The organism is Paenibacillus allorhizoplanae (genome assembly GCF_927798215.1).
Taxonomy (GTDB): domain Bacteria; phylum Bacillota; class Bacilli; order Paenibacillales; family NBRC-103111; genus Paenibacillus_E; species Paenibacillus_E allorhizoplanae.
Map to the genome: position 1 here is coordinate 156,307 of NZ_CAKMMW010000012.1, position 13,896 is coordinate 170,202.

The 13,896-nt window shown below is 46.4% G+C and carries 11 protein-coding genes; 7 read left to right on the forward strand and 4 right to left on the reverse strand.

The window, feature by feature from the left end; all coding sequences use genetic code 11:
* The first annotated feature begins 101 nt into the window (after positions 1 to 101).
* The 6 genes from L6I86_RS19930 (at position 102) to L6I86_RS19955 (ending at position 8,705) form a co-directional block, all read left to right on the forward strand.
* On the forward strand, positions 102 to 1,094 hold the full coding sequence (locus L6I86_RS19930) for an ABC transporter permease (RefSeq protein WP_236289914.1): 993 nt from the start codon (positions 102 to 104) through the stop codon (positions 1,092 to 1,094).
* 1 nt (position 1,095) lies between these two features.
* On the forward strand, positions 1,096 to 1,974 hold the full coding sequence (locus tag L6I86_RS19935) for a carbohydrate ABC transporter permease (protein WP_236289916.1): 879 nt from the start codon (positions 1,096 to 1,098) through the stop codon (positions 1,972 to 1,974).
* A 99-nt stretch (positions 1,975 to 2,073) separates the two neighbouring features.
* Positions 2,074 to 3,618 (forward strand): type 2 periplasmic-binding domain-containing protein, encoded by a 1,545-nt coding sequence (locus L6I86_RS19940; protein WP_236289917.1) that lies wholly within the window; start codon positions 2,074 to 2,076, stop codon positions 3,616 to 3,618.
* Between the two features lie 79 nt (positions 3,619 to 3,697).
* Positions 3,698 to 6,028 carry a glycoside hydrolase family 95 protein gene (locus L6I86_RS19945; RefSeq protein WP_236289919.1) on the forward strand — a complete coding sequence of 777 codons (2,331 nt, stop codon included), beginning with the start codon at positions 3,698 to 3,700 and terminating at the stop codon, positions 6,026 to 6,028.
* A gap of 12 nt (positions 6,029 to 6,040) precedes the next feature.
* A complete protein-coding gene (locus L6I86_RS19950; protein WP_236289921.1) occupies positions 6,041 to 7,243 on the forward strand; it encodes a metallophosphoesterase family protein in 1,203 nt (400 codons plus the stop codon).
* A gap of 37 nt (positions 7,244 to 7,280) precedes the next feature.
* Positions 7,281 to 8,705: an alpha-L-fucosidase gene (locus L6I86_RS19955; protein ID WP_236289923.1), complete on the forward strand. Its 1,425-nt coding sequence runs from the start codon at positions 7,281 to 7,283 to the stop codon at positions 8,703 to 8,705.
* Positions 8,706 to 8,772: 67 nt separating this feature from the next.
* On the opposite strand, the gene L6I86_RS19960 is transcribed toward L6I86_RS19955, so the two are convergent.
* The 3 genes from L6I86_RS19960 to L6I86_RS19970 are packed head-to-tail and all read right to left on the reverse strand — an operon-like array spanning position 8,773 to position 11,439.
* Entirely contained in the window at positions 8,773 to 9,591 is an 819-nt protein-coding gene (locus tag L6I86_RS19960; RefSeq protein ID WP_236289926.1) for an alkaline phosphatase family protein, read from the reverse strand.
* Positions 9,592 to 9,607: 16 nt separating this feature from the next.
* On the reverse strand, positions 9,608 to 10,471 hold the full coding sequence (locus tag L6I86_RS19965; protein WP_236289928.1) for an EamA family transporter: 864 nt from the start codon (positions 10,469 to 10,471) through the stop codon (positions 9,608 to 9,610).
* 26 nt (positions 10,472 to 10,497) lie between these two features.
* Positions 10,498 to 11,439, reverse strand: coding sequence for a metallophosphoesterase family protein (locus L6I86_RS19970; protein WP_236289930.1), 942 nt, complete (start codon positions 11,437 to 11,439; stop codon positions 10,498 to 10,500).
* Positions 11,440 to 11,671: 232 nt separating this feature from the next.
* On the opposite strand from L6I86_RS19970, the gene L6I86_RS19975 reads away from it, so the two are divergent.
* The gene (locus tag L6I86_RS19975) at positions 11,672 to 12,442 is read left to right on the forward strand and encodes a DeoR/GlpR family DNA-binding transcription regulator (protein ID WP_056617719.1); all 771 of its coding nucleotides are present in this window, start codon (positions 11,672 to 11,674) and stop codon (positions 12,440 to 12,442) included.
* 433 nt (positions 12,443 to 12,875) lie between these two features.
* Here L6I86_RS19975 and L6I86_RS19980 read toward each other — a convergent pair whose 3' ends face one another.
* The gene (locus L6I86_RS19980) at positions 12,876 to 13,805 is read right to left on the reverse strand and encodes an AraC family transcriptional regulator (protein ID WP_236289932.1); all 930 of its coding nucleotides are present in this window, start codon (positions 13,803 to 13,805) and stop codon (positions 12,876 to 12,878) included.
* Positions 13,806 to 13,896 lie beyond the last annotated feature (91 nt).

The window sequence follows — 13,896 nt, forward strand, 5'->3', positions numbered from 1 at the left end:
GGAAAAGCGTGAATAAGAATTGGTCATTGTTCCTATGACTTATGATCAGGTACGATCATTTCAAGCAAAACAACGAGATGCCAACGTAATAATGAGAGGTGATGACATTGTCACATAGTCAGGTGGAACAGTTTCAGAAAGTGATCCCGAGTGGACTCGAAGAAAGAAAGACATCTAAGAAATCAAGGGTACACGAGTGGCAGGTCGCGCTAAAGCGTGACAAATATCTATATCTATTGGCAGCGCCAGGATTACTATTTTTCCTCATATTCAAATATGTACCGTTATGGGGATTATTGCTTGCTTTTCAAAATTACTCTCCTTATTTAGGTTTCTGGGGTAGCGAATGGGTTGGATTGAAATACTTTCATGAGTTTTTCACGAATCCCGATTTTATGATGTTGTTTCGAAATACGATGGCAATCTCGCTTCTCAATATCGTGTTTTTCTTCCCTATTCCCATTGTAGTTTCCTTATTGCTGAATGAGGTGAAGAGTTTACCCTTTAAGAAATTCGTACAAACGGTCATCTATTTGCCTCACTTTTTATCATGGGTTATCATCGTCGGTATTTGCTTTTTGATTCTGGGCCAAAGCAGCGGGGTCATTAATCAATTAATCGTGGAGTTAGGCGGGCATAAGATTGAATTCCTATCGGAGCCCAATTATTTCTGGGCTATGCTCACGGCTCAAAGTATCTGGAAGGAAGCGGGTTGGGGGACGATCATTTTCCTGGCTGCCCTTGCAGGGATTAACTCAGAGCTCTATGAAGCAGCACAAATTGATGGTGCGACAAGATGGCAGCAGATGAGGAATGTCACGATACCCGGTATTAAAAGCACGATTATTGTTTTGTTAATCCTACGTTTAGGTCAAGTCATGGATGTAGGCTTTGAACAAATATTCCTTATGGCAAGCGGACCTGTATCGCAGGTGGCTGACGTATTTGATACGTATGCCTACCGTGTTGGTATTCAACAAGGTCGGTTCAGCTATGCCACGGTTGCTGGATTGTTCAAATCAGTTGTAGGACTCATACTGGTTGTTTCAGCAAACCGTGTAGCCAAGAAGTTCGGGGAGGAGGGACTTTACTAATATGGATAATCAGATGGGTTCTAAGATATTTAATGTCCTAAACTATACGTTATTAACGATTATTGGACTTGTTACACTACTGCCATTCATTTATGTTGTAATCATTTCATTTACTGATCCTACGGAGTACTTGACGAAGTCGCTGGTCCTGATACCTGAGAAATGGAGCTTATCTGCTTACGAATACATCTTCTCCACGAACGCATTCGTTCATGCGATGGGGATAAGCGGAATACTCGCTGTGTTCGGTACCTTACTAAGCTTAATTGTTACAAGTGCGCTAGCCTATGTGCTTTCCCGTAAACGCTTGAAAGGGAAGAAGTTCTTCCTTGTTGCCATACTCATGACCATGTTGTTCAATCCGGGCATGATTCCGAACTACTTACTCGTGGATAGTCTTGGTTTAATGGATTCCATTTGGGCACTGATCTTGCCGGCATTGACAAGTGCTTGGTATGTATTCTTAATGAAAAACTTTTACCAGGAAATTCCTGATGAACTAGAGGAAGCTGCCAAAATGGATGGATGCTCGGATATCGGTGTATTCTTTCGCATTATGCTGCCGATCTCCGTCTCAGCCCTTGCCGCTTTCGGGTTATTCTACGCTGTAGCGTATTGGAACACGTACTTTAGTGGCGTACTATACATCAATAGTGACAGCTTGCGTCCGTTGCAGGTACTCCTTCAAATGCTGCTCATTTCTGCATCGCAAATGGCGGATCCTTCGATGGCCGCTATGCTGGAAAGTGAACGTACCGTGCCGCCACAGGTGATTAAGATGGCTGCCGTTGTAATCTCCTCCTTACCGATTGTCATGGTGTATCCGTTCTTACAGAAATATTTTGTTAAGGGTATGATGGTTGGTTCCGTGAAGGGGTGAGAGAACTGCACCGAGAGGGGGGATGCAGGCAGGGAAGTATTGGACATGCAGGTTGATATTACGGATTGTATAATAAGCATATAAACGGGAGGTCTTTACATGAAACCAATGGTCAAAAAATTGGCAGTACTCTTAACAGCAACGGGGCTAGTCGCTTCCTTAGCGGCTTGTGGTAAAGCGAATGAAGCTGGGTCAGCAAGTTCAGCAACTAGTTCAACTGCAGCATCAGCTAAACCTGTGGCGCCGGCGGATATTTCCATCACGACACTTGCTTTCGCTGCTGCACCTACAGGTGAGTTGGAGGCAGTGAAAAAGCTAAATGAGAAGCTAAACGTCAATCTAAAGTTAAATTGGATTCCAGCAGCCCAAATTTCAGAAAAATTGAATGCTCTTCTTGCTTCCCGCGATTTGCCTGATGTTCTATTCGTAGAAGATTTTAACTTAACGCCTGCTTTCTTGAATGCCATTGATCAAGGCGCTTTCTGGGATCTAGGTCCTTATATTAAAAACTATCCAAACTTAGCTAAGTATCCAGAAAACGTATATAAGAATGCCTCGTTAAAAGGTAAACTGTACTCCCTTCCACGTGTAAGACCGTTGGATGGCCACGAGTCCATGCTAATCCGTAAAGATTGGTTGGATAAGCTAGGCTTACAACAACCGAAAACGATGGATGAGCTAGCTACAGTTCTTGAAGCCTTCGCACAGAAAGATCCAGATGGCAACGGCAAACCAGATACCTACGGTGCTGTTATTCCAGGATCACCTGGACCTGCTAGTTATCTGCTCTCGATGTTTGGCACGGGCACGAAGTGGAAAGAAGAGAACGGTAGTCTAATCCCGTATTGGTATACACCACAAGCCAAAGATGCGCTAGCTTTCTGGAATAAATCATTTAAAGCAGGCGGTATTCTTCCTGATTTCCCTGTACTCAAGGCAGCACAAATTAAAGATATGCTCGTTCAAGGCAAAGCAGGTGTAGCATTTGCCAACGTGATTGATGCCTATAAATATAATTTGGAATTGCAAAAGGTAAATCCGCAAGCGAACCTTATTGCTGTGGAATTACCAAAAGCACCAGATGGCAAGGCCTATTATGAGCAAGCAAGTGGTTATTATGGACAATTCCTAATCAATAAGAAATCGGTTGATGAGGCGAAGCTGAAGAAAATCCTAGAAGTCTATGATTACACAGCTTCGGTTGAAGGTTATAATCTTGCTACTTACGGCATCCAAGATGTTGACTATAAAGTGAAGCCTGACGGAAGCGTTGAGCAAACCGAAGAAGGCAAGAAAAAAGGATATTCCGGTGATACGACAGGCCAATGGGTAACCGGATACTTTGATAAATATTCGAGAGCCAAAATCTCAGGTATTCCGACGGATGTTTACGAAGCCAATAAAAAAGTGGTTGATGCGATTTCCTCTATCACAGATCCGACTTACGGCTTAATGAAGTCAGCGCCATTTAAGGAAAAGGGAGCAGACTGGGATAAAAAGCTGAACGATATGATGGTGAATGTGGTTTTTGGCAAAAATACGCTGGAGGATTGGGATAAACTGGTGAAACAGTTCAAAGATGATCCAAGCTTCCAACAGCATCTCAAAGAAACAAACGAGTTCTACAAAGAAAAATCCAAATAAGTCTGATGAAATGAAAGGACCCGATCGTGCCTGTTGATGGCGTGGTCGGGTTTCTTTTCAAAAAGAAGGGTGATCCTTTATGGGTACACAAGAGTTGAAGTTATGGTATCGAGGGCCTGCAGAGAAGTGGGTAAATGCTCTTCCAGTAGGGAATGGCAAGTTAGGAGCAATGGTATTCGGAGGCGTAAAGCAAGAACGGATTCAGATCAATGAAGATTCCCTCTGGTATGGCGGACCCAAGAAGAGGGAGCAACCTGACGCCTATAAACATCTTGAGGAGATTCGCAGGCTAATGTTCGAGGGTAAGCCGCAGGATGCCGAGTATTTGGCGCGAATGGCGATGACGCCGGGGCCCAAATTCTTTGCACCCTATCAAACACTAGGTGATATAAACCTTTATTTTCGAGAATCAAATGGGGAAACAACCAACTATAGCCGTGAATTGGATTTGCCGACGGGTATTGCTAAAACTTCGTATTCCTTGGAAGGGACGACGTATCAAAGGGAGATCTTCGCAAGTGCGATGGATCAGGTACTTGTTATTCGTTTAAGCTCGGATCGACCTGGAGCAATCAGTTTCTCAACGAATTTGAGCCGACGACCATTTGAAGGCACGTCAGGTAAAGAAAGTGCGGAAGGCATTGTTATGCAAGGGCAATGCGGGCCAGATGGGGTTCATTATGCGACGGTTTTGAAGGCTGTAGCAGTAGGCGGGAACGTGCAGATTATTGGCGATTTCATCTCTGTGGAAGCGGTAGACAGTGTTACTTTGTATGTGGCAGCTGCAACGACATTTCGACATCCTGAACCGCTTGTCGTGTGTCAATCTTGCATAGCAGCAAGTGTTGCCAAAGGATTTGAGGCTGTTCGAGAGGACCATGTGAAGGATCACCGTTCGTTGTTTGAACGTGTTCAACTTGAAATTGAAGATCCAGATCATCAAGTTGCGGCGGTGTTACCGACAGATGAACGGTTACGTCGAATCCAAGAAGGCTATACAGATCACGGACTTATTTCGTTATTCTTTCAATATGGCCGCTATTTGCTTATGGGGAGTTCGCGACCAGGCTCGTTGCCTGCCAATTTGCAAGGCATATGGAATGAGAGTCACACGCCGCCTTGGGAAAGTGATTATCATTTAAATATTAATTTGCAGATGAATTATTGGCCGGCTGAAGTGTGCAATTTGGCTGAATGTCATGAGCCAGTTTTCGATATGATGGATCGACTTATGGAGAATGGGCGTAAGACAGCTAGGGAGATTTACGGCGCCAGAGGCTTTGTGGCGCACCACGCCACGAATCTGTGGGCGGAGACAGACATATGCGGCATTTATGTGCCTGCCATTTTCTGGCCGATGGGCGGTGCATGGATGTCCTTGCATGTGTGGGAGCACTATCGTTATGGCGGAGATAGGGATTTTCTAGGTGCAAGAGCGTACCCGATTATGAAGGAAGCCGCGCTGTTTTTTCTTGATTTTCTCATCGAGGATGAGCATGGTCGTCTAGTCACGGTTCCTTCTCTTTCGCCGGAAAATACGTATCGATTGCCGAATGGCAATGAAGGGGTCCTTAGCATTGGACCGTCGATGGATTCGCAAATGATTCATACCCTTTTTGCAGCTTGTATAGAGGCGGGTACGATTCTAGATACGGACAAGGAATTTCTAGAGGAACTAGAACAAGTAAGGAATCGATTACCAGCACCTGCGGTCGGCAAGCATGGCCAATTAATGGAATGGGCGATTGATTATGAGGAAGTGGAGCTCGGTCACCGCCACATCTCACATTTGTTTGCTCTGCATCCAGGCGAGCAGATTACCGTACATCATACGCCAAGGTTAGCCGAGGCTGCTCGACGGACGCTAGAGAGGCGGCTTGCACACGGAGGCGGTCATACAGGGTGGAGCTGCGCATGGATCATCAACTTCTGGGCGAGATTGCATGATGGCCAGCAAGCCTATACCAATTTGACGGAGCTGCTTAGTCATTCTGTGCATACGAGTCTACTTGGTGACCATCCCCCTTTCCAAATAGATGGCAACTTTGGCGCTACGGCGGCTATCGCAGAAATGCTCCTGCAATCGCACAGGGATGAAATCATGCTTCTGCCAGCCTTGCCGAAAGCATGGCGTCATGGCCGAGTTAGCGGCTTGCGGGCGCGTGGTGGTTTCGAGGTTGAGATCCGGTGGCAAGATGGCCAGCTGAAAGAAGCCGTGCTGTATGCCACACAGGATGGCTTGTGTACAATCCGCAGCGAATCACCCCTTGTGATCAATAGGGAGGAAGGGGATGCGCAGGTGGTGAACTCTATAAGTAGTTCGATTTATTCCTTCAAGGCAGAGTCAGGAACAAGGTATTTGGTTCGATGCGCAAATAGAGACTATTCAATTCCTTCTATATCAAAATAAGGAGAGAAAGAAATGGTAAAGAAACCAAGCCTCAAGTTCGTCGTCTTAACAGATACCCATATTAAAGCGAGTTTAGAAGGAACTGAAGCCCAGAATTTCGACCGGGCTCTCAAGGATATTATAGCAACTTCCCCAGATTGTCGTGGGATCATGCATGTTGGTGATATCACGGACAATGGGGAGCGAGCAGAATTCGAGATCATGGAACAGATTTGGAAAGCCAACATGGAGGGGCTGCCGCCAATCTATTTTACTTACGGCAATCATGATGTGCGGTGGAAAGATATTGATAGGCAGATGTCGTTATTTACAGAGCATATGGGGATTCACAATGCCTACTATGATTTGTGGTTGGAAGGTTATCATTTTATATTCCTTGGCACAGAAATTGGCTTGAAAGACTGCGCTTATTTATCAGAGGCACAGCTCAACTGGTTGGATCAAAAGTTGTCTGAACATGAAGTGGCGGAGAAACCGGCATTTATTTTTGTTCATGAGCCCCTATTGAATACGGTCGCTGGGTCCCAAAGTGAGTTTGGATGGAACGGGATCAGGCAAGACGCAGAATTAAAGATGATTCTAGCCAAACACCCGCAATCCATTGTCTTTACCGGTCACACGCACTGGGAGCTGGGCGCAAAGGAGACGATGTACAACAGGAAGTATGCGACCATGTTTAATGCTGCTTCTGTAGCCTATTTATGGACGGATGATGATGTCCTGAAAGAGGGCTCGCAGGGATTTTTCGTTGAAATCTTCGAGGATAAGGTCCTTGTAAAAGGAAGAGATTTCTCCTCGAAATCGTGGGTTACTGATGCGGAATATACGGTACAACTGCCAGTGACCATTCCTGTGGTGGATCTGACGGTAGATCAGGATTGCACTCTCCGTAATCCCGCAATGAATATGAACAAATCTGTCTTTCAGCCAACTGAACAAATTGAGGTTAATTATGTAGGTTCGCTAAGAGAAGATGCCTTCGGCATTTATCTAAGAGGAGCTAAACCGAGTGAGACAGAACCCATTAGTCCCATTGCCTCTGTGCAGACCAAAACGTTCGGCCAGCCAGATGGCAAGTTGATTTTCAGTGATTTGAGTCTTCCAGTTGGAAGTTACGATATGATTTATTTGGGTGAAACGCTGAATACGGTGCTCACTCGTTTGTCTTTCGATGTAGTGGCAGACGGATGCGAAAATAGTGTTCATATAAAATAGAGCGTCAAATTTATTTCGTGTGAGGAGCAATATAGAGATGGCAGTTTCCTTAGAAGAAGCAGTAAAGGTCGTTCCCACTCCACGCCAATTGGCTTGGCAAGAGATGGAGTTTTATGCGTTTATACATTTCGGTATGAACACATTTACGGGAAGACAATGGGGATTAGGTGACGAGGATCCTCAGTTGTTTAATCCAACAGCTTATCATGCTGCACAATGGGTCGAGTCCTGCCGTTTAGCAGGAATGACAGGCGTGATCCTGACCTGTAAGCATCACGATGGATTTTGTCTCTGGCCAAGTGCTTACACGGATCATTCGGTCAAATCCTCCACATGGCAGGATGGGCAAGGGGATGTTGTAAGAGATGTAGCTGAAGCCTGCCGTGAGCAGGGATTGAAATTTGGTGTGTATGTATCACCATGGGATCGGCATGAGCCTAGTTATGGGGATTCCCCAAGATACAATACTTATTTCCAGAATCAATTAAGAGAACTTCTGACGAACTATGGTGAAATTTTTTGCGTTTGGTTTGATGGTGCTTGCGGTGAGGGACCGAACGGTAAAATGCAAGTATATGATTGGGAAGCTGCTTATCGAATTATTCGCGAACTGCAGCCTAGTGCTGTTATCAATATTTGTGGACCTGATGTTCGTTGGTGCGGCAACGAAGCCGGTCACACACGCGAATCGGAATGGAGTGTAGTTCCTGATGCTAGATGGAATATCGAGGAAATTGAATCCGAATCGCAACAGGAGGATGATGGTACTTTTTCGCAAAAAATAAATGCAGAAACAGAAGATTTGGGGAGCCGATCTGTTTTGGCGGAAGCTAATCGAATGATTTGGTATCCGGCGGAAGTGGATGTATCGATCAGACCCCAGTGGTTCTACGATCCTGTTGACGATGATAAGGTGAAAACTGTCGATGAATTGATTGATCTATACGAGAGTACAGTTGGCGGTAACAGCGCACTTCTGCTGAACATTCCACCGGATCAACGTGGGCTCATTCATGAGACAGATGCACGGTATTTGCGTGAATTTGGGCAATGGCTCCGTGCTACCTATGGACAAGATCTAGCTGAAGGAGCGAACGTATGGGCCTCTCAAACCAGGGATACAAGTGTCGATGCGGGGAACCTAACTGATGGTCGATCCGATACCTATTGGTGTCCGCAGGAAGGGATGGAGCAAGCTGAGCTTGTGATTGATCTTGGTACAGAAACGACGTTTGATCGTATCGTATTGAAGGAATATATCCAATCAGGACAACGGATTGAACGCTTCCAGCTGGCCTTCAAACAAGGCGATGAGTGGGTTTACCTTTATGAAGGTACCGTTGTTGGGTATAAGAAGATTTGCAGCTTCCAACAGACGAAAGCAAGATACATTCAGTTGAAAGTGACCGAATCACGTATCAATCCTATATTAAGCAGCTTCGGTGTGTATTGCAGTAGATAAGTTAAAACGAAGTATAGCCCGACATGGCCATTGTGGACAAAGTCGGGCTTTCTTTGCGTTGAGGCGATTACAAGCTGTGGAACAATCCCTCTGGCAGTTTGCCTTCCCAAGAAGCGGGCACATCGAGTCCGAGTGCATGGGCAATGACAGTTGCTGTGTCGACAATGTTGACATTGTCGAGCTTGGTGCCAGGTGCGATGCCAGGACCTGTGCAGCTCCAGAAGATGGTTTTGTCTAAAGGATGATCACTGCCGTGATCAAAAGCATTCTCGCCACCACCGCCGTGATCGGTGACAGCGATGATAAGGGTATCTTTTAGCAGATCAGACTGTTCAAGTGCTTCTAGAATGACGCCGGTATGACGGTCCGACTCTTCGATAACGCGAAGTTGTTCCGGCATATTGTATCCGTACTTATGACCAGCGGCGTCGGGGAGATCCAGTTGCACATAGAGCAGCTTGAAATCTGGGTTTTCATGGATGTAGGCGGCTATAGCTTGGACTAGCTCATCATCAGGCAGTGACATTTTATGGATGCCGATCGAAGGCTCAATGATCCCATCGTTAATGGGCTTCCAGGCGCTGTAGGCGGCTAGCTTAGCAAGTGGGAATGCTTCTCTAACAACGCGGAAAATAGACGGATAAGGTGAGTCGTCAGGGAAGGCTTCTACTTCTGCTTTGGTGTTAGTAAGTCCATGCTTTGCCGGATTAACCCCGTGCAGAAGTGTTCCCCAACATTCCGCGCTGATTGTAGGCGATGCCGTTTGCGCCTCCAGCGAGGAGGCACCTGCCTCGAACAAACGGTCCAAATTCGGGGTGTGCGCATCACGGACAAAGTTGCCTGCACCATCCCAACCAATAATAATGACACGATTACAATGGTTCATTGATATTCCTCCCTTTTCAACCCCAAAAACTGATAACTAGAATCCCTATTAAAATAAGAATAGAGCAAAGAATGCGTAATATACCTTGCTTCTCTTTAAGAATAACGATGCCAAGAATGGTGGCGAAAACAGTCCCAATTTCTCGCAATGGGGAAATATGGGCAACAGGAGCGTACTTCATGGCGAAGAGAAATAATAAATAGGATACGGGATTGAGAACTGCTCCGAGAGCAATCGTTTTGAAGTTTATTTTCCACTCTCTGCGCAGTTGTTTGGATGCAATGACAAGCGGTGTGAGCCCTGCGACGAATCCGATATTCGTCACTTCTAATAAAGCGATAGGTGAGATATGTGCGAGATTCAGCTTATCGACAAGTACGTAGCAAGTCGTGCACAGCCCCACACTAAGCGCCATTAGGAAGGGCCTAAGTGATTGGACAGATGTCTGTCCAGCAGATCGCGCACTTGTGAAGATACCGCTGAGCAACAGGAAACCAATCACCATGCATAGCAGTCCCGTCCATCCGAGTAGCGATAAGGATTCATGTAGAAACAAGACACCGACAATCGGGATAAATAAGGTGTTGGTACCTCTCATAATCGGATAGATCTGCGAGAGATCCCCCATATTGTAGGTGCGCGAGAGCAAGAGGGCATAAACAGCTTGTAAAGCGGCGGATAGTAAAAGTAGTGCATATGCAGATAAAGTTAACGGGGTAAACCATAACTCTTTGATCAAATATGGAAGTAGAAGAACGGTAGTGACCATGATGATGGACCATAAGAAGACGCCTTTGTTCAGGCTGCTTTTGGTAAACAGGCTCCAAATGGCGTGTGTAAGTCCTGAAGCAATAACGAGTAAAATTGACGCAGTCAACAAGTGATCAGCTCCAAACGTAAGTGAGTTTACAGCGTTGGTGAGTGTTCGGGTTGATCACGGATGACGGTGCCGTCGGCGAGTCGCAGCCAAGTTTCAAAAGTACGTTCACCTTCGCGGAGGCGAATCATTCTGGCACCACGATGAAAGCCTTCTTTGCCATATGTATTGTAGCCGGTTGCTCTCCCATAACAGAGACGAATTCCGTGAAGTTCTCCCCAGTAATCATTGATGTGGTCATGTCCACAGAAGGTTCCAACGACATCGCCCATTTCAACCATAGCGGCGAACAATCCTGAATTAACGTGAGCACAGCAGACATTTTCGTGTTTGTTCCCATAGCATGTCGCACGTTCCCACACGTACTGATACTCGGGAAGCGGGATGTGGAAAAAAGCGAGTGCAGGCAGTTCACGCTGCTCGTTACGGGACTGTTCGGTATACCAGCCGATTTGATCATGGTGAATCCAGTCATAACCTGGGATCTGAGCGACTGTAGAGCGACTTCCTGAGTCGAAAAAGTATAAGCTCGCTGCAGTCTTTCCGTCACGGCCACTGAGGGGAAGGCGGTAGTTGCCAACGCCGCTAAGCTCGGCAGGGCCAGGTTGAGTCACTGAATACGGATACGTGAGGACGCTGTTCATGAGCTCTTGTCTTGTGATGAGGGTTTCAGTGTCGTGATTGCCAAATACCACTGCCCATGGAATTTGGCGAGATTCGGCAGCTTGCACGGCTTCGCGAAAAGCTTGAAGGGGCTCTTCACAGTGGTGTTCACCTTCCGAAACAGGTCCTGTGTAAATGACATCTCCGGTAAAAACGACGAGATCAGGCTGCTCCGCATCGAGTACTTCTTCCATCAAACGGAGGGTTTGTTGATCTTCCTTTCTGCCATCAATCCAGTGTAAATCTGTAAACTGTGTGATCGTAAACGTACGATCCTCGCGAAAAGTCAGCGGTTGCTGCTTGAACATGATTATAGCCTCCGATTTGAATATTGTTTGTGGAATCATGTTGAATTAATACAAAGTGTTGTTGTTTGTTGACAATTGTAAACTGGTTAGGCAAAGCTGTCAACGAGCAATTTTTGTGGGTGAAAGGTGGTGAAGTTCCTCCGATTGACACACCTAGTAAGAACCCCTAAACTAATGAAAACAACATAAAACAACAACATTTACAAACTATCGGTCATATTAGGAGGCCATAATGTCATTAACCTATGAAGATCGCAGGATGACGATACTGAACCATTTGGAAATGGAAGGGAAAGTCCAAGTACATCACCTATCTGAGCTGCTGACCGTTTCAACGGAAACCGTGCGTCGAGATTTGGACCGTTTGGAAAAGGAAGGCAAACTACGCAAGGTGTATGGCGGCGCCGTCAAAATGCGCATGGAGATGGTCGAGCCTCCCTTTTTAAATCGTGTACAAATGATGAAACCAGAGAAAGCAGCAATTGGGAAATTAGCTGCGTCACTCGTTCAAGATGGTGAAACGATCATGCTGGATAATGGGACAACGACAATTGAAATCGTCCCTTTTTTGAATGACAAGACGAATGTGACGTTAATTACGAACTCTATCCCGATTCTCAATTTAGCAATGGAAACGTTCCGTGGACGAATTATTTTTGCTGGCGGAGAAGTTAATCAAGAATGTCGGGCTGTGACAGGCACCCTGACTGATCAACTACTCGATCAATTTAAAGTAAACAAAACGTTTATTTCAGCTAGCGGCATTTCGTTAACGGATGGAATTACTGATTTTCATTTGGCTGAAGCCGTGATCTCGCGCAAAATGATGCAAAGAGCAGAAGAATGCATTCTGATCGCAGATCATAGCAAATTCGGCTTGTCTACGTTTGCCAGAGTCGCGAAGCTGGAGGAAATCTCCATGGTGATCACCGACGCCGGTTGCCCGAAGGAGTGGGTGGATACGATTGAGGAGCTTGGTATTGAGGTACGGATAAGTGAGTGATGTGTAGTGAGTAGTGAGTAGAGAGTAGAGAGTAGTGAGTGGAGAGTGGAGAGTAGAGAGTAAGAGCGTAGAGCGTAAGACAGAGGAAGGCCAATAGGAGGAACGGTAGCCCGTTCTCTTATTGGCCTTTCTGCGTAATCGACTGCTGGTGTGACTGCAGTGTCGAGTAAGTCGATTACATCGACTTACAGTTTGCCAATCGAGGCAAACGCTGTAAATGAGCTAGAGTTAGTCGGTTTTACCGACTAACTGATTGCCAAACGAGATAAACAAGCTAGAGTTAGTCGGTTTTACCGACTAACTGATTGCCAAGCGAGATAAATAAGCTAGAGTTAGTCGGTTTTACCGACTAACTCCTCGCCGAACGAGCCGATCGGGGGCAAAGAGCCACTGTAAGTCGAATAATTCGACTTAAACACCGCCAAGCCCTAATCTATTGCACCGTATGGTGCTTCGGCCGGAACTCGCTTGGCGACTGGCCAGTCCAGCGGCGGAATTGCCGCGAGAAGTGGCTGGCCGATTGAAAGCCAAGCTTGTCGGCGATATGATTCATCGACAGATGGGTCGTAACGAGCAATTCTTTGGCTTGCTTCAGCTTCAGCTGACTGACATACTGGCGCGGTGATAGGCCGTACACCTTGGAGAACAGCTTGCTGCACTGGCTGCGGCTCATGTTCAGCTCTTTGGCGATCCCCGCGACAGAAGCTTCCTCGCCGAGCCCAAGGGACAGCTTCTCCTCGATCGCATGCGCGATGTCAGTTGAGAACAACGAAGCATCGCGGTTCGTTGCACTCGTACTTTCACGCGTTGTTTTCACTTCTGTGTGCTGCTGGGCGCGAAGCAGCGCGAGCACGTCATGAATGATGAGCAGCGTGTAGGACTGCAGCAGCAGCTTATCTTCAAAAAGCAGCTGAGACGATCCAGCCTGCTCAGCATCTTGCTCTAACAACTGGTTGCGTGCCACAACAGCTTCTAATTCACCTACGTAGCTGCGAAGCTTGCTCGTGGAGGCTTGCTTTTGACGGATCAGCTGGAAGGGGGTTGCCGCTAGGAGACTGCGAATTTCTGTATCGTCGAGATCAAAATGGACATTGAAATAACCATAATGCACATTTGACGGGTTGGCGGATTGATGTCGGACACCAGACTTAATAAGCAGCCAGTCGCCTGCGTACATGGTGATCGATTGGCGATTGATCTCATGCAAGACCTCACCCTCCGAGCAGTACAGCAGCTCAAATAAATGATGATGGTGCCTCGGATAGGCCCACCCTGGGGGCTGCAACCCAAAGTGGCAACCGACGACCTGCAGCGTCTGAATCATATTCGGAAATCGGTAAATATCTCTATACAAATCCTCCACGTAGATTGCCTCCAGTTGGGGTTCGATTGGTGGTATTGATGCCTCTAGTTCGCGCTTGTTCGTTGATTTTAATTTTTCTAGTTCGTGCTTG